Below are 15,519 nucleotides of genomic sequence, written 5' to 3'. Positions count from 1 at the left end.
GATCGCGGCGACGCCGTGCCGACCGCTTATTTCACAATCGGTAGCCATATCGCGCTGGCGCCCGCCGCGCCATATTGCACGCTCTGGGTCGCCGGCTTGTAGTCGCCCGGCTTCGCGTCGAAGATCGAGGGCACATAGGTCTGCGGATTGCGGTCATAGACCGGGAACAGACTGGACTGGATCTGCACCATGATGCGGTGCCCCGGCTTGAACACATGGTTCACATTGGGCAGGCCGAACTTGTAATTTTCCGCCTTGCCCGGCGTCAGCGCCTGCGGCTTGTCGAAACCATGGGCATAGCGGCCGCGGAAAATGTCGATGCCGATCGGCAGTTCATAGCCGGCCATCACCGGGTTGGCGGTGTTCTCTTCTGGATAGACGTCGATCAGCTTCACCACCCAGTCGCTGTCGGTGCCTGAGGTGGCGGCGAACAGGTCGACCATCGGCTGGCCGGCGATATGGACATCCTTGTCCAGCACTGGCGTCACATAGGTCAGCACATCGGGCCGACCATCGACGAAACGCTGGTCCTTCACCAGCCAGGTCCGCCAAGCTTCATTCTGGTCCTGGTGGATCGGGCGGGGCAGATAGGGCACCGGCTTGGCCGGATCGGAGACATAGGAGTCGCTGCCCGCCGCCGCCGGCTTGGCCCAGGACAGGCTGTAGCCGCCGCCGAGATAGAGCGGGGTCGGCGTGCCGCCCGGCCATTTGGCGCGGGTTTCCCACTTGTCGATGCCGGTCGCATAGGTGAGCGAGCCGGGCATGCTGTAGCCGGCGGGCGGATTGTCCTTGAGATAATGGTCGAGGAAGGGCTTCATCGTGCCGACGCGGAACTGGCGGCCGGTATCGCCCTCGAACTGGAGATCGCCCAGGCTGCGGCCCTCATAATTGACGCCGCTATGGCGCCAGGGGCCGATCACCAGGCTGACCATGTCATTCTTCTTGTCCTGCGGTTCCAGCGCCTTGTAGACCGCCGGTGCGCCATAGCTGTCCTCCTGGTCCCACTGGCCCACGACCAGCATGGTCGGCACGGTCAACGTGCGCTTGGCCAGCAGCTTGTCGACCGCCTGTTCCTGCCAATAGGCGTCGTAGGCGGGGTGTTCGAGCAGCTTGCGCACCGAAGGGAAGGCGTCGAGGCCATAGGCGCGGGCGAAGTCGCCGGCCGATCCTGCGTTCAGCATCGTCGTATATTCGTCGCCATTGCCCATCGGGATCGCGCCGCCGCCCTTTTTGGCGGTCTGCGACAGGCTGTAGCCGAAGCCGAAATTGCGGAAGGCACCGTTGTGGAACCAGTCGTCGCCCATCCAGCCGTCGACCATCGGGCTCTGTGGCACGGCGGCCTTCAGGGCCGGGTGCGGATCGATCAGCGCCATCAGCGAGGTGAAGCCGGGATAGGAGGAGCCGGTGATTGCGACCTTGCCGTTGGTTTCCGGTACATTCTTCACCAGCCAGTCGATCGTGTCATAGGCGTCGGTGCTGTTGTCGACGTCGGTCTTGTTGAGCGGGCCACGCAGCGGGCGGGTCATGACATAGTCGCCCTCCGACCCGTGCAGGCCGCGCACGTCCTGATAGACGCGGATATAGCCGTCATTGACGAAATCCGCGTCCATGACCGGCAGGATTTCCTCTATTCTTTGGCTGCGGTTGCGGCTGGTCGCCTTGCCCGCATCATAGGGGGTGCGGGTCAGCAGGATGGGGCCATGGCTCGTGCCCTTGCGCATGACGATGACGGTGAACAGCTTCACCCCGTCGCGCATCGGGATCATCACTTCCTTGCGCACATAGTCCGCCTGCGGCCGCGCCGGATCATAGACATCGACCTTGTCCGGGGTCATCGGATCGGTCTGCGCGGCGATCGGCGCGGCCAGCGCAGCGATCATCAGGGCGGCGGTCGAAATCTGTGCGGCACGAAGCATGGCGATACCCCTTTGTTCTTCTGTGATCATGCAACGGGTCCGGCCTTGAGGAAAGGCCGGACCCGCTTGTCCGTTGTCAGGCCTGCATGAGGGCGCGGGCGCGATCCTCGATCCGCTTTTCCAGGATCGACAGCGGCATCGCGCCTTCCTCAAGAACGGCGTGGAACTGCTTGATATCGAACTTGTCGCCCAGCAGCGCCTGCGCCTTTTCGCGCGCCTTGGTCCAGCTGCCATGGCCGACCTTGTAGCTGGTCGCCTGACCCGGCTGGGTGCAGTAGCGCTCGACTTCGCGCTGGCAGCGGGGGCGAGCAAAGCCGGTCTTCTCGACCATATAGTCGGTCGCCTGCTTGACGCTCCACTGCTTGGAATGAATGCCGGTGTCGACCACTAGACGGGCGGCGCGGAACAGGAAGGACTGGAGGTAACCGGCGCGATCGATCGGCGTCGCATAGCCGCCCAGTTCGTCGGCCAGTTGCTCGGCATAGAGCGCCCAGCCTTCGCTATAGGCGCTCATGAAGGCGACCTTGCGCAACATCGGCACATCGCCGGCGGTCTGCGCGGTCGAGATCTGGAGGTGATGGCCCGGCACGCCTTCATGATAGGTGAGAGCGGGCAGGCCATATTTCGGCCAGTCGCCGACATCCTTCAGGTTGATGAAATAGATGGCCGGGCGCGAACCATCGAGCGCGGCGCGGTTATAATAGCCGTTGGAGGCGCCGTCCTGGATCTCGACCGGCACCGCGCGGATTTCGAGCGGCGTGTTGGGGATGGTCGTGAACGCCTGGGGCAGCTTCGCCTTCATGGCGTCGAGATCGCGGTTGAGCTGGGCGAGCAGGGCGGCGCGGCCGTCCGGGCTGTCGGCATAGAGCTGCGCGGGGTCGACATTGAGCGCGGCAAGCTTTTCGCCGACGCTGCCCTTGGTGAAGCCAGCGCCGTTCAGGATCACGTCCAGCTTGGCGCTGATGTCGGCAACCTGCTCCAGTCCCATGGCGTGGATCTGGTCGGCGCTAAGGTCAGTGGTGGTCGCCTGCTTGAGGGCGGCAGCATAGATTTCATCGCCGCGCGGGGTCCGCCACACGCCGTCGCCTGCGACGGTCTTGGGCTTCAATGCCTCGATCGCGGCGATCTGCTCGTCGAGTGCGGGGTAGATCGACTTTTCGACGATCGCGGCGGCCTGTGCCTGCCAGTCGCCGGTCACGCCCTTGGCAGCGGCGCGCTTCACCAGCGACTGGACCAGGCTGCTGGTCGCGGCCGGCTGGCCACGCAGCTTCTTCATCTGGCCAAGTGTCAGGTCGAGCGACCAGCCCGGCGCCAGATAGCCGCGTGCAGCTTCGTCCCGCTGCAGCGCGGTGTCGGTCCGCAGGTTGCGGGCGAAGGCGTCGAGGCGGGCGACATAGGCCTCGCAATCACCGGCAGTGTTGATGGTGTGGGCAGTGTTCAGGAAATCGGGCGTCTGGAAATAGCTGCCGCCCTGCTGGAAGATGCGATAGGGGCGCTGGACGCTGTTGAGGCCGAACTTGGCTGGGGCGACCGTCTGCTGGTCGAGCGAATAGAGGATGACCTCCAGGTTCAGGCGCTGCGCGTCCGACAGGGTGGCGCCTTCATAGCCCTTGAATTCCTTGATCGCGGCCTGGGTGGCGGCCAGCTTTTTCATGGTGCCCGACTTGCTGTTATCATCAAGCTGGCTCTTGGCGGCGGAACGGGCGCCCTTGTCGAGGCCTAGGCTGGTGACCATCGAGGGCGACAGGTCGAGTTGGCGCTCGAAAGCGGTGGCGAAGGCGGCCGACAGGCGGGCATCATCGGCCCCCGCTGTTTGGGCCAGGACGCGGGGCGCGGCGGTGGCGAGTGCAACCGCACCCGACGAAAGAAGGAATTGACGACGATCCATGGGGCGACTCCCTTAAGTCCCGTTGGAAAGCCGGAGTGTATTGCGCTGCTGATACGACAGGTCCAGCGCGCGACCATGCTTGTTACGCATTGTTACAATAAGGCAGGAGGGATAAGCTGCGGTTCTGTCGGCCGATCCGATAGTCAGAGGGCCACCAGCCGCCGCCATAGGGGCAGGGTCTGATCGAGGAAGTCGCCTGCCAGCAGGTCGAGACTTCTGTCCTGGGGCAGGGGACGATCCAGTGCTTGCAGGCGCCGGGCGGCTGCAACGGCGAGTTGGGAAGCATTGATGGCGCCTGCTTGGGAGAGCCAGGCGTCGAGCATCATCAGTTGGACGTTGGTCACGGCGGTCGCGGAACCCGTCGAAGCCGTGGCGATATGATCATAGGGTAGGCCCTGGGCGCCGGCTCTGGCAATGGCGCGATTGAGGCGCTGAACCGACGGACTCGCCTGCATTCCGGACGATCCTATGCCCAGCACGCCGGCTTGAAGCAGCAGGAGCAATATCTGCTGGGACACCGCCGCGCCCTGCCGTTGCATGCCCGGCAAGGCCCTCAATTGCGCGATCGTGCGGTGGCCATGGGTGTCGAGTGTCTCCAATATTTCGGCGAAGGCTGGGCGCTGGAGGCGTATCTCGCCAAAGCTGGTCTTGATTTCGACATCGCCCCGCGGCGGCACCAGCAGGCACAATGGTGTGTCGGCCGCATTGGTATCTGCCGGTCCGGTCGGGCCGCGTTGGAACAGGTCGCGCCGGAAAAATTGGTTGGTGACGAAATCCTGCAGGTCCTGCCGCAGTCTTGCGTCCGGCTGTGCGACTATGGTGTCGCGCAGCGCGGGAGGAAGGAGATCGGGCAGCATTGTTTCCGCGACCGTGGCTGTTCCGATCGGCGCGAGATCGACCGCAGCAAGTTCCCGCGCGACCTGGGAATGCCAGAGCGGATGCCAGTTTTCTTGCATATATTCGCCGACCAGATAGCCCAGGTTCTTGGTCTTGACTGAGTCCAGTCGAGCCTTGAGGCCGGGGAGGATCTGGAATGTTGCCGCGCCGCCGGTTCGGAGCTGGTCGAACAGGGCGATGCTGTCGGACAGCACCTTGTCGCTCGGATGACCGCTCGTGTCTTTGATCAGCCGGGTGATGTGCTGGAAGGGCATGGTACCCAGCCAGCCGGGCTGGGCATTATAGCCATTATAGACAAGACTGCCGGCATGGGTCGCATGGGCAAGGCATTGGACCACGGCCGCGCGGACCTGTGGCGACACCCAGCTGAAAATGCCGTGGAGCACGACATAGTCGAATGTCCCGAAGTCGGCGGGCCAGTCGTCGGCAAGGGCCATGAAGTCGGCCGGGCTGAAGCGGATATTGGTCAGTTCCGCCGCGTCGACCAGCCCCTGCGCATGGGCGACATGTTCCGGATGGAAGTCGACGCCGACAAAGTCGATGTCGGGATTAGCGGCGGCGAGCAGGGTGATACCCATACCCTGGCCCATGCCGAGTTCCAGATAGCGCAAGGGCTTGCCCGGCGCGGACGAGGGAGGCAGACGTCCCGCCAGCCGGGCGCAGAAATTGAGCCAGGCAGGTGCGATTTCCCGGCAGAAACCATAGGTATAGCCTACGGAAACATCATAGCCATGCGCCCAGTCATCCATCGTTCGCACCCCTTCGGATTCGCGGCGCAAGGCTTAGGGGAAGGGCGCGCTGCCGACAAACCGATAGTGCGGAACCGATAATCCAACGATGCGATCAGAAGGCAGGCAGGTTTGCCGGGTCTTCCGGGTCGACGGTCGGGATCGGCGAAACCGGCGAATGGATGCCGCATTCCACCTTGTCCCAGCCGCGCCAGCGACCCGCGCGGGGATCTTCGCCCGGCATCACCTTGGACGTGCAGGGTTCGCAGCCGATCGACAGATAGCCCTGTGCCTCCAGCGGGTGGCGGGGCAGTTGTTCGGCCTCGAAATAAGCCTCCAGATCCGTCTTGGTCCAGTCGCCCAGCGGATTGATCTTCAGCCGGCCGTCCTCGACCTCGAAGCGGGGCAGGTTCTGGCGGGTGATCGACTGGAACGCTTTGCGGCCCGAAACCCAGGCGTCGAGGCTCGCCTTGGCGCGCTTCATCGGTTCGACCTTGCGGATTTCGCAGCAGCCGTCAGGGTCATAGGACCAGCGCAGGCCGGTTTCGTCCTTCTTCGCCAGCACGGCGGCATCCGGCGCCACGACACTGCTGTTGGTGAAGCCCAGCCGCGCGACCAGCGTGTCGCGATAGTTGAGCGTTTCGGCGAACATCTTTTGCGTGTCGACGAAGATCACCGGGATGGCCTTGTCGGCCTTGGCCACCAGATCGAGCAGCACCGCGCTTTCCGTGCCGAAGGAGGAGACGACGCCGACATTGCCGGCGAGGCCTTCCGCGAACACGGTCTTGAGCATGGTCAGCGTATCGACGCGCTCGAAACGCGCGTTGAGCGCATCGGCATCCCCCTGGGTAAAGATGGGGCGGGCATCGATCACATCTACTAGCCGCTCTGGGATCTGGCGGGCAGGTTCAGCCATCAATTTTCTCCGGATGCCGTTTCGCCCAGACGGGCTGACGGCCATCGATCGTCTTCTGATAGACGTCGGCATAGCGGGTGAGCGCGCGCTCCACGGCGGCGTCGTCCAGGGCTTTGGCGGGGTGGAAACTGTCGAAGCCACATCGGCGCATGGCGTTGATCTGGTCGACCAGCACGTCGCCCACGGCGCGCAATTCGCCCTGATAGCCTGATTCCCGCAGAATACGGGCGGCGGAATAGCCGCGCCCGTCGCCATAGGCCGGGAAATTCACCTCGACCAGCGAGAGGCGGTCAAGATGGGGCAGCAATTCACGCGCATCCTCGCCCGGCTCGATGCGGACGGCGGTGGCGTTGGACTGGCCGGTGAAGGATTCGACCGTGACGGCCGGTTCCTGTGCCGCTTCACCGTCGCGGAAGGAGAGGAACTCAACCATAGATCGCCTCCTTGAAGGGCTTCATGCCGATGCGGCGATAGGTGTCGAGGAAACGCTCCCCGTCGGTGCGTTCGGCGAGATAGATGTCGGTGACCTTCTCGATCGCGTCAACCACGCCATCTTCGGAGAAGCCGGGGCCGGTGATCTGGCCGAGCGAGGCGTCCTCCGCGCCTGACCCGCCGAGCAGCAGCTGGAAATTCTCCACGCCCTTACGGTCCACGCCCAAAATGCCGATATGGCCGGCATGATGGTGGCCGCAGGCGTTGATGCAGCCCGAAATCTTGAGCTTCAACTCGCCCAGTTCCGCCTGACGTTCATTGTCGGCGAAGCGCTGCGCGATCTTCTGCGCCAGCGGGATCGAACGCGCATTGGCGAGCGCGCAATAATCGAGGCCGGGGCAGGCGATGATGTCGGTGATGAGGTCCAGATTGGCCTCGGCCAGACCCGCTTCGTCCAGATGCTGCCAGATGGCGTAGAGATCGGCCTTCTTCACATGCGGCAGGACCAGGTTCTGCGCATGGGTGACGCGCAGTTCGTCGAGGCTGTACTGCTCGGCCAGCGACGCGACCAGGTCGATCTGCTCGGCCGACGCGTCGCCGGGGATACCGGTCAGCGGCTTCAGGCTGATATTGACGATCGCATAGCCCGGCTGCTTGTGCGCGGCGACCTGACGGTCGACCCACAGGGCAAAGGCCGGATCGGCACGGTCGATCTCTTCGCTCAGGCCCGTTTCATAGGCGGGGTTGGCGAAGAAGGCGCGGATGCGGTCCAGTTCCTCGGTCGGCGGGTTGAGGCCCAGTTCGCGCATATGGGCGAACTCTTCCTCGACCTGGCGCTTATATTCCTCGACGCCGATCTCGTGGACCAGGATCTTGATGCGGGCCTTGTACTTGTTGTCGCGGCGACCGTAGCGATTATAGACGCGCAGGCAGGCTTCCAGATAGGAGACGATCTCCTCCTCCGGTACGAAATCCCTGATCTGCGGTGCGACCATCGGGGTGCGGCCCATGCCGCCACCGGCATAGACTTCGGCGCCGATGATGCCATCCTTCGACACCAGCTTCAGGCCGATATCGTGCAGGCGCATCGCCGCGCGATCATCGTCGCTGGCGATCACGCAAATCTTGAACTTGCGCGGCAGGTAAGTGAATTCCGGGTGGAAGCTCGACCATTGGCGCAGCAGTTCGGCCCAGGGGCGGGGGTCCGCCACCTCGTCGGCAGAAACGCCGGCATATTGGTCCGAAGAGATGTTGCGGATGCAGTTGCCGCTGGTCTGGATGGCGTGCATCTCCACCGTCGCCAGTTCGGCGAGGATGTCGGGTGCGTCAGCCAGCTTGATCCAGTTATATTGCAGGTTCTGGCGCGTGGTGAAGTGGCCATAGCCCTTGTCGTACTTGGCCGCGATCTCGCCCAGCTTGCGCATCTGCTTGCCGCTGAGCGTGCCATAGGGGATGGCGACGCGCAGCATATAGGCGTGAAGCTGAAGATAGAGGCCGTTCATCAGCCGCAGCGGCTTGAACTGGTCCTCGGTCAGGGCGCCGGTCAGGCGGCGCTGCACCTGGTCGCGAAATTCATCGACGCGGGCGTCGACGATGGACTGGTCATAGCTGTCGTAGCGATACATGTCAGATCACCCAGTTGCCGGCGTCGGCGTCATTCGGTTTCAAATTGAGGTCGGGGCGCACCGTGGGGCCAAGGGCGCGAATGCGGTCCTTGATATGGGCCGGGCGCACGCCCTCGTCGGTGACGGTCGCGTCGATCACATAGGCGCCGACGACACGCAGCGCCGCTTCCTCGGTGCGGGCGAGGTCGTCGCCCTGTTCGCCGACATCGGCGCTGTCGCCGACCTGGCGCGACCAGCCATCGCCGGCCCACCAGATGACATCACCGGTCACCAGATCATTGCCCGTCAGGATCTTCACGAACGCATCTCCGAAATACTCTCCCCTTTTGCCGCCCAGTCCGCCAGCACATCGCGTGCCAGGGCATGGGCTGCCACGTCGCCGACCACGATCAGGGCCGGGCTTTTGACTTCTTCACGCGCCACCATGTCGCCCAGATCGGCGAGCAGGGTGCGCAGGCTGCGCATATTGGCGCGCGTGCCATTTTCCAGTACCGCGACCGGGATCGCCGGTGACACGCCGTCGGCCATCAGCTTGTCGGCGATGTCGGCGGCGGTGGCGACGCCCATATAGATGACGAGCGTGCGGCCTTTTCCCGCAAGGCCCGACCAGTCCTGTGTCGTAAGACCCTTGCACTGGCCGGCAACGAAGCTGACCGCGCTCGACGCCTCGCGATGGGTCAGCGGCAGCTGCGCCTGGGCGGCGGCGCCGATCGCGGCGCTGATGCCTGGCACGACCTCGACCGGGACGCCGGCGGCGCGGCAGGCGTCGACTTCCTCGCCACCACGGCCGAAGATGAAGGGATCGCCGCCCTTCAGGCGAACGACCGGCTCACCGGCCAAGGCGAAGCGGACCAGCAGGGCGTTGATCGCCTCCTGCGGCATGGAATGGCGGCTACGTTGCTTGGCGACCGAAATCAGTTCGGCCTGCGGCCCGGCCAGCGCCAATATGTCGTCGGACACCAGCCCATCATGCACGATGAGACGCGCGTCGCGGATCAGGCGCACGGCCTTGATGGTCAGCAGTTCCGGGTCGCCCGGTCCCGCGCCCACCAGGTGGACGGTAGCAGGTGCAATGTCAGCCATGTTCGCCACATGGCGAAAGGGCGAGGGAGTTTCAATTCAGAATGGATATGGAGGGGCTTAGGAAATGTTTTGTCCAGTCCGGCGGTTGTCAATCGCCCATGGTGCTGAGGTCGATATCCTTGAGGCCGATGCCGATCGTGGCGCGCGGCTGCTCGATCTCGGCGGAGGCGACTGGATAGGCGCAATAATCGGCCGCATAATAGGCGCTGGGGCGATGGTTGCCCGACACGCCGACCCCGCCGAAGGGGGCGGTGCCCGACGCGCCGTTGGTTGGCCGGTTCCAGTTGATCACGCCGGCGCGGACATTACCCCAAAATTGCGCATATTGTTCGGGACTGCCGCCGACCAGCGAGGCGGACAGGCCGTAGCGGCTATTATTGGCTTCTGCGATGGCGCTTTCGAAATCGGGCGTGCGTACGACCTGTAGCAGAGGGCCGAACAACTCGACATCGGGCCGTTCGGTCATTGCAGTCACATCGATGATCGCGGGGGTGAGGAAGGGTAAGCCTTTTTTCGGGCGAACCATATGTTTGATCGGTTTGCCGCCATGGCTCATCAAATAGAGGAAGCTCTCGGTGAGGCCGTCGGCAGTCGGATTGTCGATGACCGGCCCCATATAGGGGGTGGGATCGGCATGGGGATGGTCGACGATCAGTCGGTCGGCTAGTTTTTTCACCTCCGCGATCAGCGCATCGGCGAGGCTTTCCTTGACGATCAGGCGGCTGGCGGCGGTGCAGCGCTGGCCGCTCGACAGAAAGGCGGACTGGATCACCAAGGCGGCGGCGGCGCCGATTTCCGGCGTATCCCAGACCACCAGAGGATTGTTGCCGCCCATTTCGAGCGCCAGTATCTTGCCCGGCTGGGCGGCGAACTGGCGGTTGATGGCAATGCCGGTCTGCGCCGATCCGGTGAAGAGGATACCTGCGACATCGCTGTGGGCGGCCAGCCCCTTGCCTTCGTCCGGGCCACCCAGCAGCAATTGTATGGCATCGGCCGGTACGCCGGCTTCGTGATAGAAGCTGACCAGCATCTCGCCGACGGCTGGCGTCTTTTCCGAGGGTTTGAAAATGACGGCATTGCCGGCGAGCAGGGCGGGGATGATGTGGCCGTTGGGCAGGTGGGCCGGGAAATTATAGGGGCCGAGCACCGCCATTACACCATGGGGCTTGTGTCGAACCGACTGGCGGGCGCCCAGATTGGCCTCCAGCCGGCGCTGACCGGTACGATCGGAATAAGCGGCGACCGAAGTATCGACTTTGGCCATGACGGCGGCGACTTCGGCGCGGGCATCCCATAGCGGCTTGCCGGTTTCGCGGGCGATCAGGTCGGCCAGCTTCTCCTCATGGGCGCGCACGACATTGACGAAGCGACGCAGAGTTTCAATGCGATAGGCAATGGGTTGGGCGGCCCAGCGCGGCCATGCCGCGCGCGCGCGCGTGACGGTGGCTTCGACGTCACCGGTTTCGCCCTGCCATAGCAGCGCACCGGTCGCGGGTTCATGGGACGTCAGCACGGCGGACATGGAGCAGGATATGGCTGAAAATGGTTAACGAAGAAAGAGCGGGACAGGATTGGCCTTCCTTGCGTTAGGCGAGAGGAGCGGTTCCGCTTAACTTCGCATATTTCCTGCATATTTTGAAATTTAGGAACATATGTTGGAAATTATAGAAGGTGATGGCCGCTTTCCGGTGATGCTCTGGGGCAGTATGGCGAAGAGCTGAAAAGTAGGACAGCGGATCAATCCATGCCGAAGGACCAGGCATGGCCGAACTGGATGTAGAAGACGAAGCCACCCGGCCCATAAGCGAAGTCCATGCCGGCATCGAGGCCGAGTTTGCGCGCCAGCTTGTAGCGGAAGCCCGCGCCGCCGGCCCAGACGTCGCCCGAATCCCGAAAGATCCGACGGTCGCCACCATCGGTGGTGCCATAGCCGCCAAAGCCCAGCAGCGACCAGCGCGGGCTGACCTGCCAGGTCAGTTCCAGTTCGGTGCTAAGGACGGTGGAGCCCTGATATTCCTGGGCCTGGACGCCGCGCAGATTGATGGCGGGAGCGAAATAGGCCGGGAAGTCGCCGCGGATCATGTTGAGGTCGAACTTGTAGCCAAAGCGCAGATCGGACGTGAACTTGTCGAAACTATAGGCTTCGACATTATAGGTTTCAAAATCACGCTTGCTGCCAAAGGCGTCGCGGTCGAATTTTGCCTCGACATAGGCGTTGGTGCCCCGGGTCGGCGTCACCGGATTGTCGCGATTGTCGAAGTGGAAACCGGCACCGAGTGCGCCGGTCTTCATCGTCCGGTTGAAATCGTCGGCAAAATCGTCGGGCAGACCGGTTATGTCGATCCGGGACTGGAGCTTGCGAAAGTCAAACAGCGGTCCAAAGGAAAAGCGGTCATCCTTGAGATGCCAGAATGCTGAACCGAAAATGCCGTATTTATAGTGATTTGTATATTCCAGGCCTTCAGGCAGGAAGGCCGGGAAAGCGTCGAGCGTGATCTTTCCATGGCCGATGCCGATGCGATAGTTGAGACGCCCGTCAAAGGCATAGCCGGACCGGAAGGCGCCAATGCCGTCAGACCCGTTGCCGGTCTTGAAGGCGGCAACGGCCGTCTTGGTGATCTGTCTGGGATGGTCCTTATCGGCGGACAGGAAGGCTGCGGCCAGGCCGAAGCCGCCATCCACGGCTGGTTCGGTAATGATGATCGGAACCGGGATGAAGCCGCCCTTGGCCAGGAAGTTCGAGAAATCGAGGCCATGATCTTCCTCGTCGATGAAGCGGCTGAAAAAGCCCTTCTTCTGCGGTGTGATCACGGGGTCTGCGGAGGCGGGGGCCGCCTGGCCATCGGGCGGTGGCGTGGCTGGCGCGTCTGCCGCCAGCGCAGCATTGGCCTTGTCGGGAGTGTCCGCAGCCTGTTGCGCAAGGGCGGGCAGGCTGGTGCCGACAGTTGACAGCAGCAGCGCGGCAGCCGGCATACGGATGCGGAATGACTTGGCCATGCAAACCCCTGTCTGCGTTTTGATGGTGGCAGGCTAGGGAGTGGCAACAAGGGAGGCCATCGGGGTAATCCCTGCCCGGGCCGGCATAAAGCCCGGACGAGGGGCCGGGTTAGACGCCGTAGCGCAGGGTCATTTCGGCACTGCGCCGGGCTTCTTCGCCCAGGACAGAGGCATGTGCAATATGGGCAGTGTCGGGATTGCGCAGCCGCGCCAGCAGGAACTGGCCGAAACGCCATTCATCAAGGTCCGATTCCGCGTTGATATGGCCGCATTCGCCGGCATCGGCGAACTGGCTGCCCCAGAATTGGGCAAGGCGGCGCGCGTTGGCAAAGGCGATATAGGGGTCGTCCCGGCTGGCGACGACGATCGAGGGGAAGGGAAGCAGGTCTTTGGGCGTCGGGCCAAAGCCGACCAGCCGGCGATCGACCGCGCCGCTGTCCACTTCGGGCGGTGCGACCAGCAGAGCGCCGACCACCTTGTCCCGCAACTGTCCGGTTTCGAACGCTGCCCACCAGGTCACCGCATGGCAGCCCAGGCTGTGCGCGGCGAGGATCACCGGACCGTCGATCCGGGCAATGGCATGGCCAAGATTGGTAATCCAGGCGTTGCGCCGGGGTGCGTCCCAACTGCCCAGTTCGACCCGATGGCAGTCTGGAAGCGCCTTTTCCCAAAGGCTTTGCCAGTGGCCCGGGCCGCTGTTCATCAGGCCGGGGACGGTCAGGATCGTGGGGGTCCGGTCATCCGACAGGGGGTGAATGGTCATCTGCGCCTCCAAATCTGCAGCATGATAATATCACTACTGTTTTGATTGACAATATGGCTTTTCTGGCGTGCGGCGAAGCCGGGGTGAATTGTTGTATGTGAAAAATGCCAAATATTGTAATTTAAGACCCACTATCCGCGTTTATTTCATTCAATATGACCGCCCGGCGTGAAATGAACCCCGATTTATCGGGCTTTCGGCAAATTGGCACGACCCCTGCAATGCTCCTGGCATGACCCGATCGGGGGTCATGGATCGAGATTTCAGGGAAGGAATTTGCTCATGAAGACCATCGCCATCATCGCCGCCGCTGCCGCCATGACCGTTGCCGCCGCACCCGCCTTCGCTCAGCCGGAAGGCAAGTTCGGCAATGCCAAGGTCAGCTATGAAGAGAAGACCGACCGCTATTGCTTCCGCGAAGTGCAGCCCAACTCGCAGGTTCCCAGCGTCGATTGTCGCAGCAAGCAGGATTGGGCCGACGCCGGCCTGACCATCAGCCGCAAGCCGGCCGTCCAGTTGGCTCAGCGCTGAGAGCGGCGCGTTCGTTCGACAGAAGATCAGGGAAGGAATTTGCTCATGAAGACCATCGCCATCATCGCCGCCGCTGCCGCCATGACCGTTGCCGCTGCGCCCGCCTTCGCCCAGCCGGAAGGCAAGTTCGGCAATGCCAAGGTCAGCTATGAAGAGAAGACCGATCGCTATTGCTTCCGCGAAGTGCAGCCCAACTCGCAGGTTCCCAGCGTCGATTGTCGCAGCAAGCAGGATTGGGCCGATGCCGGCCTGACCATCAGCCGCAAGCCGGCCGTCCAGCTTGCCCAGCGTTGAGGCGCTACGCCTCCCGGCGACATCCGGCCGGGAGGCTGCCCAGATGGGGCAGATTTTGCGACGGATCGCGGCAGGGCTGCGATCAACCCGGGAACGACCCTTTGTCCATGCCGTTGGATCGATGGATGCGGCCCGCGCATGGTTATCACGGGGCGGCCTGCGACCGATGGAGCGTCCCGTCCCGCCTTCAGGGGCAAAGGCGGGACGCTTTTTCCGTGTCGCGCTGCTGCGGGCTGCGACAAGCGGCCGGATAGGTCCGGCTTCTTCCTGAAAATTGGTGGCGGGTCTCGACCTGAAATCGACGCGACAGTCGAAGTTCACAGTGTCGTGAGGCTGATTCCAGCGAAATGCGCCGGCCACGCGCCTGTGCCGCACCGACGACGCGCCTGTGACGCGACACCCGCCCGGAAATCGGGTCATGGTCCCGCGCCGCTGGCGCGACAGCGGGGCGACAGTGACGCGACGCCCATGCGCCAGTAAGCCTTTGTGGAGCGACCGCGAGAGGGCGTGAAGATCGTGCGATTGATCCATGCCCAAGGGTAGATCAGAGACCGCCCGAGTAGGAAAGCTGAGTTATGCGGTCTGGAAACGACCATTTATTGCCATTACGGCAAGGGCTGCGAATTCCTCAAAGCTGTCATTGATCGAGATGGAAGATCGTGGAACATGACACGATGAGCGAAAGAGCCACGATCATTGCAGATAGTGTCATCTATTATCACGAGAACGACGAAGCGACCTTCTTCGGGTGGCTTGATCGGATGGAGGTCGTATCTGATTACGAGGGCCGAGGCACCGCTCTTCTCATCCGGCTTGCCCGCACTCCAACCGATGATGACCTCTGGGAACTACTCGCATTGCATCAGCGATATGGGATCGACATGCGGCAGCTGGCGTCCTTCCAAACCGCCGCAAACGCTGAATGGTTTTGCGCACCGGACACATATTGGCATCAAGCTGTATTTAGCCCAGCCGTGCCGTGATCGACCATTCTTTGCCGTTCCACGGCTCATTTGTGCTTCCCGCTTGCTGACATTCGGTGAGCAAGGCAGCATGTCGCAATGACCATCACACCGGCGATCCTTGCTCAGCTTCCGCTGACCGATATTGATGCGGTCATCTTTTACAAACTGGATGAAATTACCACCGACCTCATCTGCTGCGACGTCGTAATTGCCGGTCGCGTATGGACCTTTCATGAGGAAGCAAAGGGTTGGAATGACCTAACAGCCCATCTATCGGCACTTCCGGGCTTTCGAGCCGATTGGTATGAAGCCGTCGTCAAACCTTCCTTTGAGGCAACCAAGACGGTAGCGTTCGACCGGCGCTGACGACCATTATCGGCCATTTGCATGCCCTATGAACGTCCCCAAATGAGGAAGTCTATAAATGCAAACAGAGCGAGCCAGCCCACAAGTATGAAGTGGAATGCTACCGGACTTTCGTTTT

The 15,519-nt window shown here is 62.7% G+C and carries 15 protein-coding genes; 4 read left to right on the top strand and 11 right to left on the bottom strand.

Annotation, left to right across the window (positions count from 1 at the left end; translation table 11 throughout):
• Window positions 1-26 precede the first annotated feature (26 nt).
• The 11 genes from PMI04_RS13385 to PMI04_RS13335 all read right to left on the bottom strand — a co-directional run bounded on the left by PMI04_RS13385 (window position 27) and on the right by PMI04_RS13335 (window position 13,245).
• Window positions 27-1,916 carry a CocE/NonD family hydrolase gene (locus tag PMI04_RS13385; RefSeq protein WP_037486788.1) on the bottom strand — a complete coding sequence of 630 codons (1,890 nt, stop codon included), beginning with the start codon at window positions 1,914-1,916 and terminating at the stop codon, window positions 27-29.
• A gap of 76 nt (window positions 1,917-1,992) precedes the next feature.
• Window positions 1,993-3,804, bottom strand: coding sequence for a DUF885 family protein (locus tag PMI04_RS13380; protein WP_007712016.1), 1,812 nt, complete (start codon window positions 3,802-3,804; stop codon window positions 1,993-1,995).
• Window positions 3,805-3,947: 143 nt separating this feature from the next.
• Window positions 3,948-5,450 carry a class I SAM-dependent methyltransferase gene (locus PMI04_RS13375; protein ID WP_007712018.1) on the bottom strand — a complete coding sequence of 501 codons (1,503 nt, stop codon included), beginning with the start codon at window positions 5,448-5,450 and terminating at the stop codon, window positions 3,948-3,950.
• A 94-nt stretch (window positions 5,451-5,544) separates the two neighbouring features.
• Window positions 5,545-6,345: a phosphoadenylyl-sulfate reductase gene (locus PMI04_RS13370; protein WP_007712021.1), complete on the bottom strand. Its 801-nt coding sequence runs from the start codon at window positions 6,343-6,345 to the stop codon at window positions 5,545-5,547.
• Window positions 6,338-6,778 carry a DUF934 domain-containing protein gene (locus PMI04_RS13365; protein WP_004212223.1) on the bottom strand — a complete coding sequence of 147 codons (441 nt, stop codon included), beginning with the start codon at window positions 6,776-6,778 and terminating at the stop codon, window positions 6,338-6,340. The genes PMI04_RS13370 and PMI04_RS13365 overlap by 8 nt, the downstream gene beginning before the upstream one ends.
• On the bottom strand, window positions 6,771-8,402 hold the full coding sequence (locus PMI04_RS13360; protein WP_007712027.1) for a nitrite/sulfite reductase: 1,632 nt from the start codon (window positions 8,400-8,402) through the stop codon (window positions 6,771-6,773). The genes PMI04_RS13365 and PMI04_RS13360 overlap by 8 nt, the downstream gene beginning before the upstream one ends.
• Window position 8,403: 1 nt before the next feature.
• Window positions 8,404-8,700, bottom strand: coding sequence for a DUF2849 domain-containing protein (locus PMI04_RS13355; RefSeq protein ID WP_004212225.1), 297 nt, complete (start codon window positions 8,698-8,700; stop codon window positions 8,404-8,406).
• Window positions 8,697-9,485: a uroporphyrinogen-III C-methyltransferase gene (gene cobA, locus PMI04_RS13350; protein ID WP_007712030.1), complete on the bottom strand. Its 789-nt coding sequence runs from the start codon at window positions 9,483-9,485 to the stop codon at window positions 8,697-8,699. The genes PMI04_RS13355 and cobA overlap by 4 nt, the downstream gene beginning before the upstream one ends.
• Before the next feature lie 88 nt (window positions 9,486-9,573).
• Window positions 9,574-11,007 (bottom strand): succinylglutamate-semialdehyde dehydrogenase, encoded by a 1,434-nt coding sequence (gene astD / locus PMI04_RS13345; protein WP_007712034.1) that lies wholly within the window; start codon window positions 11,005-11,007, stop codon window positions 9,574-9,576.
• A 215-nt stretch (window positions 11,008-11,222) separates the two neighbouring features.
• Complete coding sequence (locus tag PMI04_RS13340) at window positions 11,223-12,482, bottom strand: hypothetical protein (protein WP_007712036.1); 1,260 nt, start codon at window positions 12,480-12,482, stop codon at window positions 11,223-11,225.
• 109 nt (window positions 12,483-12,591) lie between these two features.
• On the bottom strand, window positions 12,592-13,245 hold the full coding sequence (locus PMI04_RS13335; protein WP_007712040.1) for an alpha/beta hydrolase: 654 nt from the start codon (window positions 13,243-13,245) through the stop codon (window positions 12,592-12,594).
• Between the two features lie 282 nt (window positions 13,246-13,527).
• On the opposite strand from PMI04_RS13335, the gene PMI04_RS13330 reads away from it, so the two are divergent.
• The 4 genes from PMI04_RS13330 (at window position 13,528) to PMI04_RS13315 (ending at window position 15,401) form a co-directional block, all read left to right on the top strand.
• Window positions 13,528-13,776 (top strand): hypothetical protein, encoded by a 249-nt coding sequence (locus tag PMI04_RS13330; RefSeq protein ID WP_007712043.1) that lies wholly within the window; start codon window positions 13,528-13,530, stop codon window positions 13,774-13,776.
• A 45-nt stretch (window positions 13,777-13,821) separates the two neighbouring features.
• Window positions 13,822-14,070 carry a hypothetical protein gene (locus PMI04_RS13325; protein WP_007712043.1) on the top strand — a complete coding sequence of 83 codons (249 nt, stop codon included), beginning with the start codon at window positions 13,822-13,824 and terminating at the stop codon, window positions 14,068-14,070.
• 659 nt (window positions 14,071-14,729) lie between these two features.
• Complete coding sequence (locus PMI04_RS13320; protein WP_157178157.1) at window positions 14,730-15,053, top strand: hypothetical protein; 324 nt, start codon at window positions 14,730-14,732, stop codon at window positions 15,051-15,053.
• A gap of 78 nt (window positions 15,054-15,131) precedes the next feature.
• Window positions 15,132-15,401, top strand: coding sequence for a hypothetical protein (locus PMI04_RS13315; RefSeq protein WP_007712044.1), 270 nt, complete (start codon window positions 15,132-15,134; stop codon window positions 15,399-15,401).
• Window positions 15,402-15,519: the final 118 nt, after the last annotated feature.

It is taken from the genome of Sphingobium sp. AP49 (assembly GCF_000281715.2).
Classification (GTDB): Bacteria; Pseudomonadota; Alphaproteobacteria; order Sphingomonadales; family Sphingomonadaceae; genus Sphingobium.
The sequence above is the reverse complement of the archived record's forward strand: the minus strand, read 5'-3'. Positions and strand labels throughout refer to the sequence as shown.